This window comes from Allorhizobium sp. NPDC080224 (genome assembly GCF_050281005.1).
Taxonomy (GTDB): domain Bacteria; phylum Pseudomonadota; class Alphaproteobacteria; order Rhizobiales; family Rhizobiaceae; genus Allorhizobium.
The window spans coordinates 491628-511040 of sequence record NZ_JBNNWJ010000001.1 but is presented as its reverse complement, the minus strand read 5'-3'; the positions used below and the strand labels follow the sequence as shown (position 1 = coordinate 511040).

22 protein-coding genes and 1 tRNA gene are annotated in these 19413 nt (G+C 61.6%); 11 read left to right on the top strand and 12 right to left on the bottom strand.

The features are described 5' to 3' along the window. Positions 1 to 15 precede the first annotated feature (15 nt). The 4 genes from ACQKP1_RS02525 to ACQKP1_RS02510 all read right to left on the bottom strand — a co-directional run bounded on the left by ACQKP1_RS02525 (position 16) and on the right by ACQKP1_RS02510 (position 3713). Positions 16 to 1173 carry an efflux RND transporter periplasmic adaptor subunit gene (locus ACQKP1_RS02525; RefSeq protein WP_427274075.1) on the bottom strand — a complete coding sequence of 386 codons (1158 nt, stop codon included), beginning with the start codon at positions 1171 to 1173 and terminating at the stop codon, positions 16 to 18. Positions 1174 to 1196: 23 nt separating this feature from the next. Continuing rightward, positions 1197 to 1799 (bottom strand): TetR family transcriptional regulator, encoded by a 603-nt coding sequence (locus ACQKP1_RS02520; protein ID WP_427274074.1) that lies wholly within the window; start codon positions 1797 to 1799, stop codon positions 1197 to 1199. 385 nt (positions 1800 to 2184) lie between these two features. Beyond that, on the bottom strand, positions 2185 to 3414 hold the full coding sequence (locus ACQKP1_RS02515) for a tyrosine-type recombinase/integrase (RefSeq protein WP_427274073.1): 1230 nt from the start codon (positions 3412 to 3414) through the stop codon (positions 2185 to 2187). Then, positions 3411 to 3713 (bottom strand): Arc family DNA-binding protein, encoded by a 303-nt coding sequence (locus ACQKP1_RS02510; RefSeq protein ID WP_427274072.1) that lies wholly within the window; start codon positions 3711 to 3713, stop codon positions 3411 to 3413. Before ACQKP1_RS02510 ends, ACQKP1_RS02515 begins: the two co-directional genes overlap by 4 nt. Before the next feature lie 107 nt (positions 3714 to 3820). Between ACQKP1_RS02510 and ACQKP1_RS02505 the strand changes: the two genes are divergently transcribed. From ACQKP1_RS02505 to ACQKP1_RS02475, 7 genes are all read left to right on the top strand, one after another. Beyond that, positions 3821 to 4018 carry a hypothetical protein gene (locus tag ACQKP1_RS02505; protein WP_427274071.1) on the top strand — a complete coding sequence of 66 codons (198 nt, stop codon included), beginning with the start codon at positions 3821 to 3823 and terminating at the stop codon, positions 4016 to 4018. Positions 4019 to 4251: 233 nt separating this feature from the next. Beyond that, a complete protein-coding gene (locus ACQKP1_RS02500; protein WP_427274070.1) occupies positions 4252 to 4488 on the top strand; it encodes a helix-turn-helix transcriptional regulator in 237 nt (78 codons plus the stop codon). Next, positions 4485 to 5393: a hypothetical protein gene (locus tag ACQKP1_RS02495; RefSeq protein WP_112685379.1), complete on the top strand. Its 909-nt coding sequence runs from the start codon at positions 4485 to 4487 to the stop codon at positions 5391 to 5393. The genes ACQKP1_RS02500 and ACQKP1_RS02495 overlap by 4 nt, the downstream gene beginning before the upstream one ends. Positions 5394 to 5428: 35 nt before the next feature. Further along, on the top strand, positions 5429 to 5671 hold the full coding sequence (locus ACQKP1_RS02490; RefSeq protein ID WP_427274069.1) for a hypothetical protein: 243 nt from the start codon (positions 5429 to 5431) through the stop codon (positions 5669 to 5671). A gap of 60 nt (positions 5672 to 5731) precedes the next feature. Next, positions 5732 to 8620: a hypothetical protein gene (locus ACQKP1_RS02485; protein ID WP_427274068.1), complete on the top strand. Its 2889-nt coding sequence runs from the start codon at positions 5732 to 5734 to the stop codon at positions 8618 to 8620. Between the two features lie 123 nt (positions 8621 to 8743). Beyond that, positions 8744 to 9343, top strand: a complete 600-nt coding sequence (locus ACQKP1_RS02480) for an HGGxSTG domain-containing protein (RefSeq protein WP_427274067.1) — start codon at positions 8744 to 8746, stop codon at positions 9341 to 9343. Continuing rightward, complete coding sequence (locus ACQKP1_RS02475; RefSeq protein ID WP_427274066.1) at positions 9343 to 9669, top strand: hypothetical protein; 327 nt, start codon at positions 9343 to 9345, stop codon at positions 9667 to 9669. Before ACQKP1_RS02480 ends, ACQKP1_RS02475 begins: the two co-directional genes overlap by 1 nt. 4 nt (positions 9670 to 9673) lie before the next feature. Here the strand turns inward: ACQKP1_RS02475 and ACQKP1_RS02470 are convergent, their stop codons facing one another. After that, positions 9674 to 10321, bottom strand: a complete 648-nt coding sequence (locus ACQKP1_RS02470) for a recombinase family protein (protein ID WP_427274065.1) — start codon at positions 10319 to 10321, stop codon at positions 9674 to 9676. A gap of 48 nt (positions 10322 to 10369) precedes the next feature. Beyond that, positions 10370 to 10762 carry a hypothetical protein gene (locus ACQKP1_RS02465; protein ID WP_427274064.1) on the bottom strand — a complete coding sequence of 131 codons (393 nt, stop codon included), beginning with the start codon at positions 10760 to 10762 and terminating at the stop codon, positions 10370 to 10372. A gap of 475 nt (positions 10763 to 11237) precedes the next feature. Between ACQKP1_RS02465 and ACQKP1_RS02460 the strand changes: the two genes are divergently transcribed. From ACQKP1_RS02460 to ACQKP1_RS02445, 4 genes are read left to right on the top strand one after another with little or no spacing between them, the layout of a single operon-like run. Further along, positions 11238 to 11849, top strand: coding sequence for a hypothetical protein (locus ACQKP1_RS02460; protein ID WP_427274063.1), 612 nt, complete (start codon positions 11238 to 11240; stop codon positions 11847 to 11849). Further along, on the top strand, positions 11846 to 12292 hold the full coding sequence (locus tag ACQKP1_RS02455; RefSeq protein ID WP_427274062.1) for a hypothetical protein: 447 nt from the start codon (positions 11846 to 11848) through the stop codon (positions 12290 to 12292). Before ACQKP1_RS02460 ends, ACQKP1_RS02455 begins: the two co-directional genes overlap by 4 nt. Before the next feature lie 13 nt (positions 12293 to 12305). Continuing rightward, complete coding sequence (locus ACQKP1_RS02450) at positions 12306 to 13808, top strand: hypothetical protein (RefSeq protein ID WP_427274061.1); 1503 nt, start codon at positions 12306 to 12308, stop codon at positions 13806 to 13808. Further along, positions 13805 to 16783 carry a hypothetical protein gene (locus ACQKP1_RS02445; protein ID WP_427274060.1) on the top strand — a complete coding sequence of 993 codons (2979 nt, stop codon included), beginning with the start codon at positions 13805 to 13807 and terminating at the stop codon, positions 16781 to 16783. Before ACQKP1_RS02450 ends, ACQKP1_RS02445 begins: the two co-directional genes overlap by 4 nt. 21 nt (positions 16784 to 16804) lie before the next feature. Here ACQKP1_RS02445 and ACQKP1_RS02440 read toward each other — a convergent pair whose 3' ends face one another. From ACQKP1_RS02440 to ACQKP1_RS02415, 6 genes are all read right to left on the bottom strand, one after another. Beyond that, entirely contained in the window at positions 16805 to 17242 is a 438-nt protein-coding gene (locus ACQKP1_RS02440) for a hypothetical protein (protein ID WP_113460018.1), read from the bottom strand. 190 nt (positions 17243 to 17432) lie between these two features. Then, positions 17433 to 17508, bottom strand: a tRNA-Phe gene (locus ACQKP1_RS02435). 205 nt (positions 17509 to 17713) lie between these two features. Continuing rightward, on the bottom strand, positions 17714 to 17926 hold the full coding sequence (gene yacG / locus ACQKP1_RS02430; protein WP_427274059.1) for a DNA gyrase inhibitor YacG: 213 nt from the start codon (positions 17924 to 17926) through the stop codon (positions 17714 to 17716). A gap of 2 nt (positions 17927 to 17928) precedes the next feature. Further along, complete coding sequence (locus ACQKP1_RS02425) at positions 17929 to 18549, bottom strand: Maf-like protein (protein ID WP_203019486.1); 621 nt, start codon at positions 18547 to 18549, stop codon at positions 17929 to 17931. Positions 18550 to 18588: 39 nt separating this feature from the next. After that, positions 18589 to 18807, bottom strand: a complete 219-nt coding sequence (gene infA / locus ACQKP1_RS02420) for a translation initiation factor IF-1 (RefSeq protein WP_004435948.1) — start codon at positions 18805 to 18807, stop codon at positions 18589 to 18591. 142 nt (positions 18808 to 18949) lie between these two features. Continuing rightward, positions 18950 to 19411: a low molecular weight phosphatase family protein gene (locus tag ACQKP1_RS02415; protein ID WP_203019484.1), complete on the bottom strand. Its 462-nt coding sequence runs from the start codon at positions 19409 to 19411 to the stop codon at positions 18950 to 18952. Positions 19412 to 19413: the final 2 nt, after the last annotated feature.

Sequence of the window (19413 nt, the reverse complement as noted above, 5' to 3'; positions counted from 1 at the left end):
GGGGGCGCGCTGGGCTTACCGGGTGGCGGCGTCGGGCGTGACGGTGGCGGTTTTCTGATCAGCCTCGGCCGACCGCGACAGGTTCTCGTTGGCCAGCCGAACCTTCATGTCTTCCGCCATGAACTGCGTGCCTGCCACGACCACGAGGTCGCCGGGTTTCAAACCTGCAGACACCTGGATCCCCGTATCGGAAAACGTGTCGATCGTGACCGGTCGCGCATGAACGGTCGCGGCGGTGCGGTCGACGGTCCAGACTTTCGGCTGCTTGGCAGCATCCTGGGCAAGGGCGGACAGCGGCAGCTCGAACAGATTCTTGTCCGACGGCGCAAGCGCCGTGACACGCGCGGTCATGCCGAGCAGGATCTGCGGATTTTCGGGAAGCGTGATGCGCACGGCAAAGGTTCGCGACGTAGCATCCGCACTGCCGGCAACTTCGCGAACGGTTCCCTTGAGGGCAAGGCCATCCTTCGACCAGAAGCCTACCTCGACCTGCTTGCCTGGAGCGAATGCGAAGATCTCATTCTCCGGCACTGCGATCAGCGCTTCCTTCTCGCCGTCGGCGGCGACCGTGACGACCGGGCTGCCTGCTGCCACGACCTGGCCTGCATCAGCACTGATGGCGGTGACGATGCCCGGCTTGTCGGCCTTCAGCTCGCCATAGGCGACCTGGTTTCGCGCCTGCTCCAGCGACGAACGCTGGCTGTCGCGGGTGGCGAGGGCCTGGTTATAGGTGAGTTGCGCCTGCTCGAGCTGCGCCTTGGTCGTCACCTGCTGGCGGTAAAGGGCATCGGCGCGCTTGAGAGCGAAATCGGCCGTTTCCAGCTGGCGGTCGGCTGCGGCAAGGCTCGCCTCGGCACTGCGCATCTGCAACTGGTAATCCGTCACGTCGAGACGCGCCAGCACGTCACCCGGCATCACACGATCGCCGATATCGACCAGGCGCTCGATGATCTTGCCGGCCACCCGAAAGCCGGCGGCAGCTTCGCTGCGCGCCTTTACCGTTCCGGAATAGCGCAATTCGCGCGCGGTCGAGGGCGCCTCGACCTCGATCACCTTCACGGGGCGAAGGCTTGGCTGCTCCACCGTTTCCGCACCGCCTTCCGTGCAGGCGGCGAGCCCGAAGGCGGCGAAAAGGGACAATGCACTCAGGGACAGGCGGACGCTGGCGGACATAGTGGTTCCTCCCCGGCGGGGTCTCAGACTTTGAGGGCTCGGATGGCGAATTCGGTCAGATCTTCCGGACCGGCGCGATTGGTCTTGCCGATACACTGTGCGACCATCTGAGGATGGTGCAGTGGCGAGGTCGCCGCGCCGAAACAGCGCGCCGCATGGGCCGGGTCGCCCTTGGCGAACTCTCCCTTTTCCATGCCTTCCGCAATGATGTCGGTCAGGATGGCCTGGATTTCGTCGATATGCTTGTCGATGACACCCCAGCTCTGCTCGATCGCGGCCACGACCATGTCATGCACCTTGCGCTCATCGAGCATGGTGGCCACGGTGAACTCGAAATGCGTCATGGAATAGCGGCGCAGCCTTTCCTCCGCACTGACCGGAAGGGCGGCGATGGACTGGGCGATTGACAGGCTCTGATGCAGGAGGCGGGCACAGACCCCCTCCAGCAATTCGCTCTTCGAGCCGAAGAACCTGTAGATGTTGGCCGGCGACATGCCGAGTTCCTTTGCCACATCGGCGACGGTTGTCTTGCTGTATCCGTAGTGACGAAATTGCCCCTCCGCCGCCTCAAGGATGCGGGTGGCCATATCGGCTGCTTCGGTGGACGGGACTGTGCTCTGGGTCATGATGATTTACGACTGACGATTTTTGAATTTCGTCATTCGTAAATCAAAAATCGTCACCGGTCAATCGACTTGTCAAGCGATGCGTGAATTGTGAGTAGAGGCGAGAGCCCTCACGAGAACAATGGCAAGCGGGCACAAGAAGCGCCATGCAGCCTAAAGAAAGAGCTAAAATGCAGATGTGGCGCGTGACTTTTTAAGGAGGCTGAAGCGAACGCTTTGGGTCGGAGCCTGTGGCGTGACGACCAATACTACGTTTGGGAAGTTTGAAGAAAAATGGTGCCCGGAGGCGGATTTGAACCACCGACACGCGGATTTTCAATCCTAGCAGACCCTATACAGCGCAGGGCTTGCACCGTCCATGTCGCATTCATGCTGCATCCACAGATCAGCGCAGGAAGGAAGCTTCCGCCGCTGCCATCTCGTCGGCATCATCGCCGCGCGGGAACAGATGGCCGTAGGTGTCGAGCGTCATCATGATTGTGGAATGCCCAAGCCGTTCCTGGACGACCTTCGGCGGTAAGCCGAGCCCGCCATCTTCCGGCCTGTTGATGCACCACGAGGCGTAGAAGTGCCGCAGCGAATGCATGCCGGTATATTTGGCCTTCAGGACAGGATTTCCGTTCTCGTCAGTCTCGTCGGTCTCGATCGTCACGCCCGCCTTGATCATCATCGGCACGAGGCCGCGATTGATGATGTTTGCCAAGCTCTCGACCTTGCCGCTGCCGTTCGGGAATACGAGGTCGAGCACATGGCGCGTCTCGCCCTTCTCGTCGACCTTGAGCTTCGGGCAGGCCAGCCGCCATTCCCGCAAGGTATTCGCCACCATGGGCGGAATGGGGATGAACCGCTCACCCGCCGCCGACTTGGGCCGGCCGAGATCGTTGAAGCGGTCGGCGCGCTCAACAACATGGATTTGCCGCTTGTCGAGATCCACGCTTTCCCACCGCAGCCCGCGCAGTTCTGAGGCTCGCATTCCGGTGAAAACCGCCGTCATCAGCAAGGGGCGCCAGCGGCCCTCCAGCGCTGCGACGAATGCCTTCGCTTCCTCTCGTGTCGGGATATCGACGCCGATCTTCAGCTTGCCCTTCTGGCGCCGCTCCTGCGCTTTCTCCCGGCCGGTGCTGCGCTTGGCCTTCATCTCCCGAACCGGATTGCGCGTGGCAAGGCCCCGCTCCATTGCATCGGACATGAGGCTGCTGAGGCTGGTCATGACCTTGCGGACCATTGCCGCAGATCGGCCCTTCTCGTGCAATTCGTCCTGAAAGGCGCGGGCGGCCGGGACCGTCAGCTTGGAAAGCAGCATTGAGCCGATCAGCGGCTTGATATGCAAATCGATGTGCTGCCGGCGCTGGTCAAGCGTTGTTCGCTCCAGCCCTTGCCGCTCGCCGTCCTTCATCCAGAATTCTGCGGCCTTCTCGACCGTGACGCTGGCGCTGTCTGCGACGTGTATTCCTTCCCGAACTTCGATTGTGGCCGTCGCAGCGAACTGGTCGGCTTCCTTCTTCCGGGCGAACGTCTTCTGCCGCCGTTTCCCTTGGGCGTCGGCATAGTCAACAATCCAAGCGCTCTTCTTCTCGCCCTTGGGCGTGATCCATTGTCTCTTGCGGACGCTCATGTTTCCGACCGCCGTTCGAAGTAGGCCCCGACCATCAGCAGCTCCCGAGCCTTGCCCACGTCACCCTGATCCAGCGCAGCAACGGCGCGGCTGTAGGTGTCGCGAAGACGGGCTTCATTGTCGAGCAACAGATCGATGCGCCGGGAATAGTCCCGGCGGCTGCCTTCGTTGAAGCTCAGTTCGAGCCGCTCGACCATTTCGGCCGTCATGCTGCGCCCGTTGCGATCCGCAGCCTCTTCGACCTTGTTCTTCAGGTCTTCCGGGATGCGAAGCCGGAAATGCAGGTCTTCTCTCGCCATAACTATCGCTCACCATTCAAAACAATTGACGCTCTTGACATCAGTGCCACACCTATGACACACAATCAAGGACACACCGATGCCACACAGACGAAGGAGCACAGGAGATGGCAGAGCAGGAAAAGGAACTGGATCTGATTTGGGGCCTGGCCGAGATCGGGAAGGTGATCGGAAGGACTTACCCCCAAGTTCACCATATGGTTCGGAGCGGCAAGATCCCGCCGATTAGGCAGGTCGGGCAGCGGTATTTCGCAAGCCGCCGGGCACTGATCGCATTTTTCGACCGTGAAGAAGACGCCGCCTAAGCGAGCCCGAGAACACCAAGCGGGCCAACGCCTTACGAAGCAGAACGGCACGAAAGAATGCCGAATTGTCTTACAATATCAGTAGCTTGAATTGAGTTTTGGCGGCAGTTATCTCTTGCGTATCCAGACAAGACCGCCGTATTGTGACACCTGAGACGACCAAACCTCACGGAGCGTAAAGCATGAAAATCAACTGACGCGGGCGCGATGCCTGCACGAACCGAGGCATTGCTATGCAGAAGTCGATCCCCTCTGATCCGGTCGCTCACTGGTCCGAACGTCCGTTTCTCCGAACACGAGAAGTGGCCGAGCTTTTGGCCGTCAGCCGCTCCACCGTCTACAATCTGGAAAAAGCCGGCAAGCTCCGGTTCATCAGCATAGGCCAGCGCACGCTTGTCGATACCGTGTCCCTTGTCCGCTACGTGGACGGCCTGAAGGCATCCGCAGCGGTGCAGGAGGCGCGAGCATGAGCGACGCACGCAGGTACGGCACCAGTTACCACCAGCCCCATCCGCAAGGCCGATTGGCCTTCCTCGAATACTGCGTCCTCGCTTGGTGCGAAGCCGACGCGGCAGGCACTCCACCGACAGACGACCCAAGCTTTCTCGCCTTTGTCGAAGGCGCGATCCGCAAAGACGTTCAAAGTCGGTTACCTGAAGCGCCAGCGGAGACGGTCGATTACTTTGTCCGCGTCGGGCTGGAGGGACATCGCCATTGGGAACAGGCGCGCTTCTATGCCGGCGAGGTTGAGAAGATGAAGGCGCCGCGCCCGCCAAAAGGCAATCTCAGGCGCGAAGTCCCGGCGCACCTCCCGGTACGCCCGACCCGCACGATAGTCGCACACACCGCGCAACACATTCAACGGCAGGCCCCCACACTCTCCCGAAGCTCGATCTATGCGGAAACAGCACAATGGCTGAACGACGGTATCGTGAAGTCGCAGGCTGCTGGGCGACTGGATAAGCGTAACGTCCGGAGCGCTTGCGAGGCGCACGGCATCCTTGATGACGTCGGGACTTTGATCGATCGACAAGTTCGAGCGCGCCGGCAGCGGACGCGAGCAACCGCCCATCTTTGGGACTGCACTCAGCTCGATTGGCTTCAAAGTGGCGCGTTCATGACTGAACGGTGGGGTTCTTCGCCTGGCGAGGCGCTTTTGTTGCGGGAGCGAGCCATCGACTGGCCGCTCGCAGCCTTTGAGCGACTTTATGCGCGAGCCCGCGCTGGCAAGCGCTTTGCAGGACTGTCGGGCTTGGAACTTGCGAAAGCGATCGATGCGACGCTGGGGCTGCGAGAGATGGCCGCGCAGGAGCTGGACAGGCATGCGGGTTTCCACCCGAAAACCGTCTCTATTTCAGCACCCCGCGCCGTGTGAAAGTCGGCGTTCGATTTCGACTTAGGAGACGACCAATGCACCAACTAAATTCCCTTCCGCCCGTATCTGACATGATCACAGTCCGAGAAGCTGCCAGACGCTCTGGTTGGACTGCCGGCCACATTCGCAGTCTCGCCCAATGCGGCAAGCTCGAAAGCAACCGCAGCGAAGGCCGAATACTCGTCGATGCGGAGTGCCTCGCGATCCTGCTCAGGGCGCGAGCAGCCTGCCGACCGAAGCCGAAACTCCGGCTGGTCGTATCGAACAATCATCTTTGAAAAGGAAAAGCCGGCGCGAGAGGTCGAGTTCTCGCTACCGGCCAACAATTGAGGTACGCAATGACTATACCGCACATCATCAGCACCGGCAATCCGGCGTGGGATAAGATGAGAGCCGAGATGGCCGTCGTGCCATTGAAGCTGGTCGATACCGCGAAGCCTAAACCCGAAGCGCCGACACCGGCACAGCTGCAACTCTCCGAGGCCGCAGCGGCAGTCGTCGGCTTCCTGAAACTTCTTGACCCGAACGGCTGGCACAACCTGGTGAGAATTCACCCGGATACAGGGGAGATCTTCGGCAAGACCTTCGCGCCCGGCTCTTGGGCGGAAATTGCTCAATGGGCGGACGCTTACAACGGGGCGTGGAACCTGTATTTCACGGCCAATGAGCCGAAGCCGAACAGCCCCGACAAGAAGCTGAAGAAGCAGGACATCGCCTCTATTCGAGCGCTGGTCATAGATGTCGATCCCGAGGAGGGTGTTGCGTTCGATCGCGCCCGGATGGACCTCGATGAAGAAGCAAAGAAGGCCCAGACGCTGACACTCGCGCCGTCTATCACCCTCGATACCGGCGGCGGCAATCAGTACTTCTGGCTGCTGACGGAGAAGGTGGACGCCCTCAACGGCGGGCAGGAGCGCGCCGAGGCCCAAGGCGAGGCGTTGCAGAACATTCACGGCGGCGACGACGTGCACAGCATTGAGCACATCTTTCGGCTTCCGGCGACGATGAACCTGCCGAACAAGAAGAAGCGCGCCGCAGGCCGTTCAGCTCGGCCGGCGAAACTGCTGTTCCAGAATGATCGGCGCTACACGCTCGAAGCGTTCGAGCAGGGACTGGTGCAGGTTGCCGGGGGTAAGAAGTCGAGCACTGATCCCGATCCCTTCATTCAAGCCGCCTTCAACGACATCGACCTGGACAGCGCTCGCGCAGTCGGCAGCTTTGACGATCTCGACGCCGATTTGCAGGAACGCTTCAAGGCGGCATGCGCAGGTTCGAAACGCTTAGACCGAATTTGGGCAGGCGATCAGCAGTATCTCGGTGACGACAAAACCGGCTCTGGCTGGAGGATGTGCCTCGCGCATGAACTAGGCCGAGCGGGGTCGGTTGCGTTCAACGCACAAGACTATACGGAACTCGTCCACGCATGGCCGATGGTCGGGAACGCTCACGATCTCCCTTTGCGGCAGTTCGCCCGGGATTGGGGCAAGGCAGCCGCAGCGAAGATTGCAGAGCGCGAAACCTGGCATCAGGAGGTCGGCGAAGATCGCAACGAAGGGACCCCTCGCGAGCGTCCCTTGATCACGATCCGCGCCGGCGAGCTAGCGTCTATCGCGACAGAGGCAGAGGCCGCGCTGGTTGTCGGCGGGGCTCCGCTTTACACACGCGGCGGGGCGATCGTCCGGCCGTTCGTTGAAGAACTGCCAGCGACGAAAGGTCGAACAGCGGCAGTGCCGCGCACGGTCAAGGTGAGCAAGGACGGGATCACCGACCATCTGGCCCGCGTGGCTGATTGGGAAAAGTTTGATGCTCGCTCGAAGAAGATGGTTCGGGCAGATCCACCCAAACAGGTCGCCGAAGTCATCTTGTCTCGGGATGGTGAGTGGACGCTTCCGAAGCTCGCAGGGGTGATCACCACGCCCACTCTACGACCGGACCACTCGATGCTCTCTGAGCCTGGGTATGACGCGGCGACGGGTCTGTTGCTTGAGAGGCCGCCCACGATGCCGGAGATCGCGAACAAGCCAACCCGCGAGCAAGCACAACAGGCCCTGGCGTTGTTGCTGGGGCTTCTACGGGGTTTCACCTTCGTAACCGAGGCAGACCGGTCGGTGGCATTGTCGATGCTCATGACGCCCGTAGTACGCGGGGCTATGGCGTGCGCCCCACTTCACGCGGTCCGGGCGCCCGCACCCGGATCTGGCAAGAGCTACCTCACGGACCTTGCAGCGGCCATCTCGACGGGCCAGCCTTGCCCGGTCATCGCGCCGCATCAAGACGAACAGGAGCTTGAAAAGCGTCTCGGTGCTGCCCTGTTGGGTGGCCAGCCTCTTGTTTCGATTGATAACCTTAACGGGGCGCTTGGCAGCGATGCGCTTTGCCAGATTGTGGAGCGTCCTGCCGTGCAAGTCCGCGTGCTCGGGAAAAGCGAATTGGTGCGGATTGAGAACAAAGCAACCATTCTCGCCACCGGCAACAACTTGCATCTGGTCGGGGACATAGTACGGCGCACCGTCGTATGCACCTTGGACACGGGCGAGGAACGCCCCGAACTGCGGCCGTTCGATGACAAACCCTTTGACACGGTGCTCGCCGACCGCGGGAAGTACGTTGCCGCCATCCTGACAATCGTCTTGGCCTATAAGGAAGCAGGCTTTCCCGGGCAGCGCCGCGATCTCGCTTCCTTCGATGACTGGTCGCAGCTCGTTCGCTCGCCTCTGATCTGGCTTGGGTGCGCGGACCCGGTACAAACGATGGAAGCAGCACGCGCGGAAGATCCAGTTCTCTCAAGCTTAAACGCAGTGATGGGAACGTGGCTCGAAAGCGTCGGCGTTGAGGTTCCTTTGAGCGCTGGCGAACTCAAAGAGCGCGCTGATGCGTTTCCCGACCTGCGGGCCGCTCTAATGACAGTTGCCGGCGACCGATCGACCATCGACACCAGAAGGCTCGGCCAATGGCTGAAGAGGTACAAAGGACGAATTGTCTCCGGGCTGAAGTTCGAAGCGGAGGAAGACAGGCACGCAAAGCAGAACGTTTGGGTTCTCAGATATGCGGGTAAGGCGGGGATGTGCGGGTATTCTCTATACCCCGACCAGGAAACTGTCAGATTAGTAACTACTAATAATACCTTAGCACATGACAGTTCTATAGAAGGGATGGGGGAAGTACCCGCACATCCCCGCCTTCCCCGCACGGACATTTTGGCGGAACCGATCGGAGTTTTTGCATGAAGCGGGCGGCGCAGCTTGTGGGATTGGGATCTGGTCGTGTCGCCTTGAGTGGTGGCGCGGCCGGTTTGGTGCGGTCAACTGGTCTGACCTCATGGGTGCATATGACCACGGAGGCTGTGAGCGATGCCTAGGAAGCGATCCGACAGACAAGAAGCGTGGGCCAAATTCGGGCTGCCGAAGATCGGCGCTGCCGCGTTGACGCGGTATAATCGGGAAGTGCGCCCCTATCGAAAGCTCTGCGGCGCCCGAACGAAATCGACCGAGGATCATCGGCCTTGTCAGAACCTGGCCTTGGCTGGTTCCGATCGCTGCCGCATTCATGGCGGGGCTACGCCGAAGGCCGACCAGTGGGGGCTGGTTCAGTGGCCCAATGGGAAGGCCCCGGATGCAGAAGCCAAACTGCAAGCGAAATTGAAAAGGATCGAACGGGATCGCAAGGCGAAGGTGAAGAGGTTGGCAGCCATGAGCCCGGAGGAACGGCAGCGACACGACCAGAGGGCCAATACCCACGCACCGGGACCGGCAGCAGAACGGGCAAGGCGTCGGGATGATCGCAAGCGTGCGGCCGAGATCCGCGCCAGCCTGGATAAGCCCGACGACAAGCCGATATCAGCCGAGCTTGCCGAGCTGCAACGGCAGAAGGCGGCTCTTCAAGCCGCACGGGATCATTATCGGCGACTAGCCGAACAGCAAATGCAACCAACATCAGGGGTCTTTGACTAATGACAGTCGAGCACGATGAAGAAGACGCAGCACGCGCAAGAGCAATTCGAAGACTGCGCACGCGCGGGCTAGAGGCGGCGGTCAACGCGTTGATCGATCTCGCAGAGGACAAGAGCGCTCCCGCGAACAGCAGAGCCGCAGCAGCGAGCGCGCTCGCCCGTGGGAACGGCCTCTATGCGACCACGGGCAATGAGCCGCCCAAGGCCCTGCACGAGATGACGGCAGCCGAGCTGAAAGCAGCAGGTGAAGAGATCGAGCGGGAGAGGCGTGAATTCCTTGCCCTGATGGAAGCCGGGGCCGAGGGCAGCGGCGACGTATTCGAGTGAGGGCTTAGAGCCCCCACTCTTTCAGGTTCTGGTCGGCGGCTGCCGGATCGGCCCTGATCCGCATGATCGTCTGGCGCGTCAGTCCCGTTTCTTTGGCGATTGCAGTCACGCCGGCATTTGCGGCCAGCATCTCGACCACCCTCGCCAGTGTCTTTCTCGTGAAGCTCGGTTTGCGGCCGCGGTAAGCCTTTGTGCGATCCGCTGCATTCGCTTTGGCGTGTTCGATCCCGGCCAACTGAGCGGCCTTCAGGCTTTCCGCCTGCGCTTGGGCTGATGCGGCCATGAAGGAAATAAGCGCATCGCGCACGGCCATCGTCATGGGATCTCGCGCCGATCCGTCAAAGACCATGGAATTGATGATGGTGCGGATAATCACCCCTCGCTCCATAAGCTCACGGATCGTTTGCGTCACATCGCGATAATCTCTCCCGAGGCGATCCACCCAACGCACTACGAGCGTGTCGCCCTCGCGCAGCATATCGAACAGGCGCCGTCCTTCGGGCCTATCCTTCATCTTCGTGCTGACACCGGAAACGCCATGATCGGCGAGAACCTGATCAAAGACATACCCGGCCTTCTCTGCCTGGGTCTGCTGATGGGCTAGGGTCTGTTCGTTCGTGCTCACACGAGCGTAAAAGATCACTTTGGGCATTGGGCTATGGCCGGCTCTCGCCGGCCCTCCTTGGCTGATCTGGGATGATTAGAAGCGCATGGCCGTTTCGGTCAGCACGGTTGCAGCGGCGACACGAACCGTTGTGTGCTGCGTGCTGCGGCGAATGCTCTCGATCTCAGCGAGATTGTGCTGAAAGGCGATCGTGTCGCGCTCATGAGCGCCAGCGCCTTCGATCTCCGTGCGAAGAACCTGAAGGTCATAGGCGTCCCGCTCTTCGGACGTGGGCATGTGGTCGGCATGCAGGCGAAGGAACTCGCCAGCCGCTTGGCGAAGGCGCGGCCAATCGGTCGCGAACATCATGGTTTCAATCTCCATCAGGGCAAAGTGAGCGGTTTCGCGGTCGCCGGCCTTTAGCGCGTCGATGGCTTCGTTCTGGACCGAGATGAAAGAGCGGTATGCGTGGGTGCGGTCGGCGTTCATGGCGTGCTCTCCTTAGTACGCTTGGGTTATGACCGTATATAATCATGACCGTTGACGCTAAGTCAAGCCATACGTACGCAAAAAAGGACAGAAATCGTCCGTACTCTGAACTATACCCATTCGGACAGCATAAGACGGCCATGACAGCATTGACGCGCCACGCATGACCGCAACGCAGCAGCAATCGCGCCTTGCTGCTGCCACCCGGCACCCCGCCCCGGCCCCCGGCACATAGTCGCCCGCGCATCTGACCCCCACCGGGCTACGCCTGGAGAAATGTGCGGTTTCGTGGATGTTTGGACCTCTGAAACTGCTCCCGCCACGCTGGCCTCCGAGCCTCTTTCCTGATATCTTGAACGGGCTGGAAAACCGTGACGAGGCGAGCGCGTCGCACCCGAGGCCCATGCGGGCAAACGTCAATCAATCCGTCCCATCGGCGATCTTTCGCCGCGACCGATATTGATCCAGCAGCCCCATGACAAAGCGCCAGCTACCCCCTGAAATCCGTGCGGAAAACCTCACCATTGGGCGCACTACTTTCGCTTACCGACATGCCCGACACTTCGACAACATCAACGTCGAAGCAGGTAAGACCGTGAGCATTGCAACACAGGCAGCCAATGAAAGCGCAGCTTTCGCAATTCAGCACCTGAAATGGGTTGGCGGGCAGTCGCGATGGGTGTTCGACATGCAGATGGCCTTGGGGGCGATCCTCCAGCTATCTGACCGGCACCGCGAGACGTGGGAGCTACCCGACACCCGCCTGACCCACGAGCTAATGGGCGCCGTCTATTCGGCACTCGGTAGCGCAATCCGTTGGGGTACTTCAGAGCCTGGGATGGGCAAAATGGAGATCGAGCATCTGACAGAGGGGCTGCTTGCCGCAGCGCGCTTGGTCGAGGCGATCGACAAAGAGCAGTTCACCGACCGTCACAACGACGATCGCAGCCGCGTGAAGATCCTGATCCATCGCGCCAGGATCGCCGAGCACTATCAGGATCTCGCCCGCTGGCGTCGGGATCGGGAGCGCGGGACTATCGACCAGATACTCGGAAAGGCGGCTGAAGAAGCCGACATATTCTCATGACCAAGACCGGGAATGAATGCCTCGAAATCGCAGTCTCAAAGCTCAGCAGTGCCGCAGAGGGAAAAAGCGTGGTGCTTCATTGCGCCGAGGGGCTGAATGCGCTGATTGCCGCCGCAAGCCTGGGCGGGCTCGATCCGGCGCTTTCTGCCGATGCTCAGCGGCTCTTGTTCGCAGCCGCTCCACAGGTCGCCGCCGAAACCGCCGGCAGGATCGCAGCCGAGCATATCTTTCACTCTCTGGGATGCGCCAACGCCGCCTTGACCTGTACGGACTTGGATCGCTTCACGTGGCTGCTCGCAACGGCGCGCATTCTGGAAAGCGAGCTTAGAGCGCTGCACCTTCGGGATCTCGTCGTGGCCTCGTCTCAGCTCGATCTTGCCCACGCTCTCAGCAGGAACCCGCTAGCTGCTGTCTTTCACCCCGAGCCGCTGACGGCGCATTGAAGGAACCGAGATCATGACCATCAAAAGCAATCGGGTTTACCAAGATCCTTACGTGGCCCAGATCGCCAGCAACCTGTCCAATTTGTTCGCCCCGCCGATGGGCATGGAGAGCGGCAGCGACGCGGCGGGCTATGCAACGGCAGACGCCAAGCGCGCCGAGATGAACCGGCTGGGACAGTATTTTGAGATGTCGCTGGACCCGACTGTTGATCTCGAAACGCTGAGCCGTGTCGGGACCGGCGCGGGCGTCCTGAACTTCACCAACAACAAGTACGGCGTCGACCAGGGCAACATCAACGCGCTGGAACAGCGCCGCATCATGGAACAGGGCCTGATGGATCGCCAGATGGCCGCGCCCGTGATCCTGGACCAAGGCCAGCGAGCCTTTCTGCCTTCACAGACCGTCGAAGCCACGGACCTCACGGAGATCCTGGAAGGTGCTCCTAAGCCTTTGTCCGCTTCGGAGTGGACAGCGGCGCAGAACCAGCGCCTGCTCGACAACGGCCGTCTGACCGACACGGATCTTCTCGATGCCATCATGGGCGATAAGACCCCGGTTAAGGCGATCGATCCGCGCACCAATCAGCCCGCATTCATGACGCCAGGCGCTGCAACCCGTGTGGGAGCGCAGCCCTATGAGCCGGCCAGCGCTGAACGTGTCGACAACTATCTGGCAGTCGGTCCCGATGGGCAGGAATTCCGCTTCCCCGGTATCGTCGGGCCAGATGGTCGGATCGTGAACGCCAACAACGGCCAGGTCGTGCCGAATGTCATCCGCAAGGAAGGCACCGGGGGCGGGATCACGTTCGAAACGGACGGCGAAGGCAAGATGCGCTTCACCACGGGAGGCAGCGGCAACACCGTTTCCCAACAGACGCAGCTTCAAGGCCAGCGGGACGCAGCAGCGCGCAGCGCCCGTGAGCTTCAGACCCTGTTCGACAACATCTCGGCTTCTGACGTTGGCGTTGCGGGCAACTTCAACGAGCTTCTGACGAACTACGGCGCCCAGATCTGGCCCGAGGTGGCCCGCGGCGACGTGACCTCGATGCGGGCTCAGATGACCGCAACCACCATGGGACTTGCCCGCAGCTTGGCCGGTGACAGTCGGATCTCCGATACCGATCGGCGCATGGCGCAAGAGGTTATGGCCGGAAAGGGCTTGGGCGAAAGCTTGCCCGGCGCAAGGGCAAAGATCGCAGCGCTCACGGTCCTGCACGCTTATCGCGAGAAGTTCGCCGGCACGCTGGCCGAAGGCGGCGAAGCTCTGCCACCGATCAATCGTGCGGTCGTGGGCCAGCTTGTCGATGACGGGGCAATCTCGCCGGCTCTGGCTCAGACCTACGTTGAGACCATGCTCAGCACCAGCCGAGGCGGCCCGACGCAGATCCCCGGCATGGACAGCTTGCAACCGCAGCAGCCCGCGCAGGCCCCCGCCTCGCCACAGTCACCCCCGCCGGGCGTCGATCCGGCCGATTGGCAGTTTCTTACCCCTGAAGAGCGGGAGCTTTTCCGATGACCCCTGAACAGCAGAAAGCCCTTGCGCTCGCTCGCGCCCGTCGCCGCCGCACTGAAGCCGAACAGATGGAAGTCCGGCCAGAAGACCGTCGAGACAGCCGGGGCGTTCCCGGTGGCCCCAATCAGCCTGTAATCCCGCCGCCGGGCCGCGCAGAGCGTGCGATTGATACTGCGGGTACTGTCCTTGGGGCTCCGCTGGACATGGCCGATACCGTTCTCAGCAGCATCTTCGGCATGCCGCCTTCCGAGATCTCCGCTGGCGAGCTGTTCGGCTCGGGAATGCAGGCCGTTGCGGGCATAAAAGAAAATCGCCGCATCGAAGCTACGAACCCCGGCATCCGCCCCGGTGGCGCTCCGCTCAGCGAACGGGCCTATTCCTCGTTCCTGAACACGCCTGAAGCCCGCGACCGCTATCTGACGAACACCTACGGCGCGGAGAATGAAGGCTGGTATGTGCTGAACGATCAGTTCGGCAATCCGACCGATCGCCGCGTGGTTCGGGATAAGGACGGCATCGAACGGCTGTTCAACCCGCCCGGCATCGATATGGGCGACGTTGCCAGCATGGCCGGCGGCGTGCCCGATCTGGTCGGCGCTATCGGCGGCGCGGCGGCATCCGTGCCGGCCTATTCCGTGAGCCCTGCCGTGGGCATTCCTGCTTCGGCGGTCATGTCCGCAGCAGGCGCCCAGATGGTCGGCGAAACAGTCGGCCGTCTCTTCCCCGAGAACCGGGAAGTCGAGCCGTCGATTGTTGACGACGTTCTGCCCCGCGCTGCCGGAGAGGCCAGCGTCGATGCAATTCTCGGAACGATCTTCGGGGGCGTGGGAAGGCTGGCGTCTGGCGCGACCAATTGGGCCAAGGCACCTTTCGCCAAGTCGGCATCCGATCCCATCGCGACCGAGTTCCGGCAGGCATCCGAGCGCCTGCGCTCCCAAGGCTACGACATCGCCCCTCTGGCGAGCGAGGAAGGCGCAGGCGGGTTTATCCCTCGAATGGAAGGCATGCTTGAGAAGCTGCCTGGATCGAGCGAAGCAATGCGGCAGTATCGGGAACGTGGAGATCAGGCCGTTGCCCGTTTCCAGGACGATCTGGCCGGCGGTGTTGACCCCAACGCCGTGGGACGCGAGGCCGTGGGCGAGCTTTCGACGCAGCGACAGAACCTAGCGATTGATCGTGAGCAGGCCCTCACCCGCGCCGATCAGGCCATTGACCGCAACCAGACGAGTTTGACCGAGCGGCAAGGCCCGCTCATGTCCGCTGAAGGTGCAGGCCAGCAGACCCGTGCAGGGCTGGAGCGTGCGCGGCAGGAGTTCAAGGACGAGGCGAAGCGGCTCTACGATGCCGCGCGTGCCGCTCCGGGCGGTCAGGATGCAATCGTCAACGTCGGCCCGGTTCGCGATCAGGTCGCCCGCATTCGGGAAGCGCTGCCCCCGACTGCTGACGGGAGCCCGAGCAACCGTTTCACGCCGCAGGGCCTTTCCCGCTTCCTGCTCGGGGTCGATGACATCGCCGAGAACGTCACCATTGAGCAGGCTCGCCAGATGCGGTCCCTGATCATGGATGCGATCGACGACAAAACTCTGATGCCGGGCGTGCCGGAACGCTACCTGAACCAGTTGAACCAGGCGATCTCCCGCTCGATTGACGACAGCGTTGCCCGAGCTGGCACGCCGGAACTGCGCCAGGCGCTTTCTCAGGCGAACCGCTTCTATGCGCAGAACATCGACCGCTTCAACCGCAAGGGCATCGCGGAGACTTATCGCGAACCGACGCAATCCGGCTTTGTGGAAGACAACAAGCTGGTCGAGCGGCTGCTGACGGGCAGAGGTGCCCCCGGCGTTATCCGAGAGACCCGAGACCTGATGGGCGCTGATAGCAGGGAATGGGCCGCCACACGCCGCAGCGCCGTTGAGCAGATCCTGGACACCGGGCGGGACCAGACCCGGCAGGGCCGCAAGGTGGTCAACGTTGACGGGCTCGTGGAGCGGCTGAACCGCCTCGATGATGAGGCCGTGACCGAGTTGTTCGGCGTCGCCGACGCTCAGCAGCTTCGCAATCTGGCCGTCGATATCTCGAACCGGTCGAAGTATCTCGACGCCGAGGCGCTATCCCAGAACGGAACGCCCAACATCATGGGCCAGCTTCGAGCCGCAGCCGCCGCCGAGGACCAGATCGCGCGTGAGTATCGCAACAGCGCAATCGGGCCTTTCCTGCGTGGCGAGAACGGCGCGGCTGCCAAGCTGAACGCCGAAGAGCTTGTCCCGTGGTTATATCGCCGGGCTTCTCCCAATGAGGCCTTGCAGGTCATGACCAAGCTGCCGGCGCCGATGAAGGCCCAGGTTGAACGTGGGATTGTCGCGGACATCGTTGAGAGTGCCATCAGCCGCGGCGGTGGCGACATGTCGGCCGTGCGCCGTCTCGTGACGGACGAAGCGAACCCGGCAGATAGTCAGGGCATCGCGGAACTGCTCGGGGCCGGCAAGGACAGCGTAAGCCGCCAGCAGGCGGATCGGATCAACGCGCTCGTGTCGCCTGAGAACCGCCAGGCGCTGCGGGATCTGGCTTTGATCACGGCCCGCCGGCAGGAACGGGACGCCACGACCAGCGCAATCGGTGGCCTTGCTGCCGGTGCCGCAGTCACGGGCATGCTCTCGTCACCGGGCAAGGCCTTTCAGGGTGCAGTCGTCGCACGCGGCCTCGCGGCCCTGATCACGCATCCCGGCTTCAGGCGCTGGATGACCAACACCAACCGCCGAACCATGAGCCCGACGACGCAAGCCCAGATGACGGCTTTGACGCCCCAAGCGATCGGGCTGGCTGGCAGTGCCTTGGCTGAGAACTCCGATGTGCAGGCTGCCATGGAGTGGCTGAATGCTGGCGCGTCCCAGATCAACGAAGCGGGCGAGCGCGTGACCCGACCGCCGCAGGGTGCCGGATCGTGGGAAGACTTCTTCGAGCGCGAGATCGCGCGGTGATGCTATTGCCGCGCGAACAGGTCAATCTAAGACCGTGCATTTTCCAATCGCGATGTGCGGCGTGTAGCTGTGCTCAGTTTCGCCGCCGGCAGTGTACCCGACACCAAAATAGTACTCAAAACGCATCGTTCCTTCCACGAATAGAAGGCTCAGGCCGGGGTATCCGCAGCGCAAGCTTGCGTCCTTTGCCGAGGGAAAGGGCTCGCACAGTATGTGGAGCGCGCTATCACCCATTCGATAGACGCCATGCGTAGCCAGTGGATCTAGGCTCGTTGGTGGGATCGGGCGCAATAGGAACTTCATCGGCACGGGGTCAAATCGCGCAGCAGACCACCGATCCGCCTGCCACTTGAAGCCGGTAGCCTGATCAGCAACACAAAGATAGCTTCGCCCCGGCGCTGAAGCGTCCGATGTCGTGGCGCTAACAAGAAGCGCCGCAGCAGTGAAGAGTGTCCGCATGTCTGCCCTCCCCGCGAAGAATGACCGAGGCAAGCGTTACTGACAAGCTGGTTCGGCGTGCTCCATGTTGCATTTCATGTCGCGTCTAACTGCCGCGCATCAGTGAAAACCACTGAAAATCAACGTTTCTCAGTTGCAACATGCTGCGACATGGAAAGGAGCGATTTTTCGGCTAAGTGCTTGAAAAATATGGTGCCCGGAGGCGGATTTGAACCACCGACACGCGGATTTTCAATCCGCTGCTCTACCAACTGAGCTATCCGGGCATCTCGGCTTGTTTGCAAAGCCTGCCGGTCTTTAGTCAAGACCGCCGGGGCATATCCCCGGGAGCGAGCGGGGTTATAACATCTTGTTCGGCCATGTCCAGCGGCTTCGGCGACTTTTTTGAAGAAGATGTGAAAATCGCTGAAAGGTGAACGAGAACAAGGGGATCGGGGGAGGTCGCGAACAGGCTTTTCGGCCAGCGAACGATCAATCGCGGTAGTCGTCGTCCGCCTTGGACTCGTCGTCGGCAACCGGGATGGCGTAGGAGCCTTTCAGCCAGCGCGAGAGGTCGAGATTTCGGCAGCGATCGGAGCAGAACGGATAATTGTCCCGCGTCGAGGGACGGCTGCATTCCGGGCATGGCCGCGTCTTGCGCAGCGGCTCGACCTTGGCGGTCCGCTGTTCGTCTCCCTGCGACATCGTCAGCCCTCCGTCCAGCCGGTGTGCACGTCATAGCCTTCGCCCGAGAGCATCTGCAGCGTCTCGAAGAGCGGCAGGCCGACGACGTTGGTGTAGGAGCCGACGATCTTCTGGACAAAGCTACCGGCAATGCCCTGGATGGCATAGGCGCCGGCCTTGCCGCGCCATTCGCCTGACGCAAGGTAGCATTCGATGTCGTAACCTGAGAGGCGCTTGAAGCGGACCTTGGTCTCGACGATCTTCTGGCGCTGCTTGCCATCGGGGCCGATCAGGCAAACGCCGGTGAAGACCCAGTGGCTGCGACCCGAGAGCAGATGCAGCGCCGAGGAAGCCTCCTGCATCAGCTCCGCTTTGGGCAGGATGCGGCGGCCGACCGCGACCACGGTGTCGGCGGCCAGGATATAGCTGCCTCCCCAGGTCAGATCCTTGCGCACCTGCTGATAGGCGGCGTTTCCCTTGTCTGCAGACAGGCGACGGGCGAGCGAGCGTGGATGCTCCGACTTCTTCGGCGTCTCGTCGAGATCCATCGGCATCAGGCGTGCGGGCTCGATGCCGGCCTGCTTCAGGAGATCCACGCGGCGCGGCGACCCGGAGGCCAAAATCAGCTTCTGTCTCAATTCCATCCGAACGCGCTCCTCAAGCCTCAGCTTTTGGCCTAAGGCTTACTTGAAGCGGTAGGTGATACGGCCCTTGGTCAGGTCGTAAGGGGTCATCTCGACCAGAACCTTGTCACCGGCGAGAACGCGGATACGGTTCTTGCGCATGCGGCCGGCGGTGTGGGCAATGATTTCGTGTTCGTTTTCGAGCTTTACGCGGAAGGTGGCGTTCGGCAACAATTCGGTAACGACGCCGGGGAATTCGAGGACTTCTTCTTTTGCCATAGAGCGGTTGTCTTTCCTGGGGTTTTGGAGGGGCGCACGAGGGGCCCCTGAAAATGTGGGCGGAAACTACACAATCGCCCGGCATTTGTGAACCTTGTAGATTCGGCTTTTGGAATTTGTTTCAAGGGGGGCAAAACCGGCGCTAATCCGGGGCCAGAACCAGCCTGTCCCGGATCAGCTTCGTCAGGCGATCCCGCACGTCGCGATAGGCGATGAGCCGCTGTTCGCGACTGCCGGTTTCGACTGTCGGATCCGGCATCGGCCAATACTCAACCTCGACCGCGGAAGACCGGGTCAATTCGAGGGCTGCGTGATGTGCTTCCGGCGTCAGGGTAATCACGAGATCGAAGTAGTCGTCTTCCATGTCCTCCAGCGTCTGGGGCTGGCGGCGGCCGAGTGACAGGCCGATTTCATCGAGCACGACATCGACGAAGGGGTCTCGCTCGCCCTTCTTGACCCCGGCAGAGGCAACCCAAGTTCCAGATGGCAGGAATTGCCTGGCGACCGCCTCTGCCATGGGGCTGCGAATAACATTCTGGCCACACATGAAGAGGATCGCCCCCGGCCGCGACGGACGCCGGCCCTGAACCCCATCCCCATCCATAC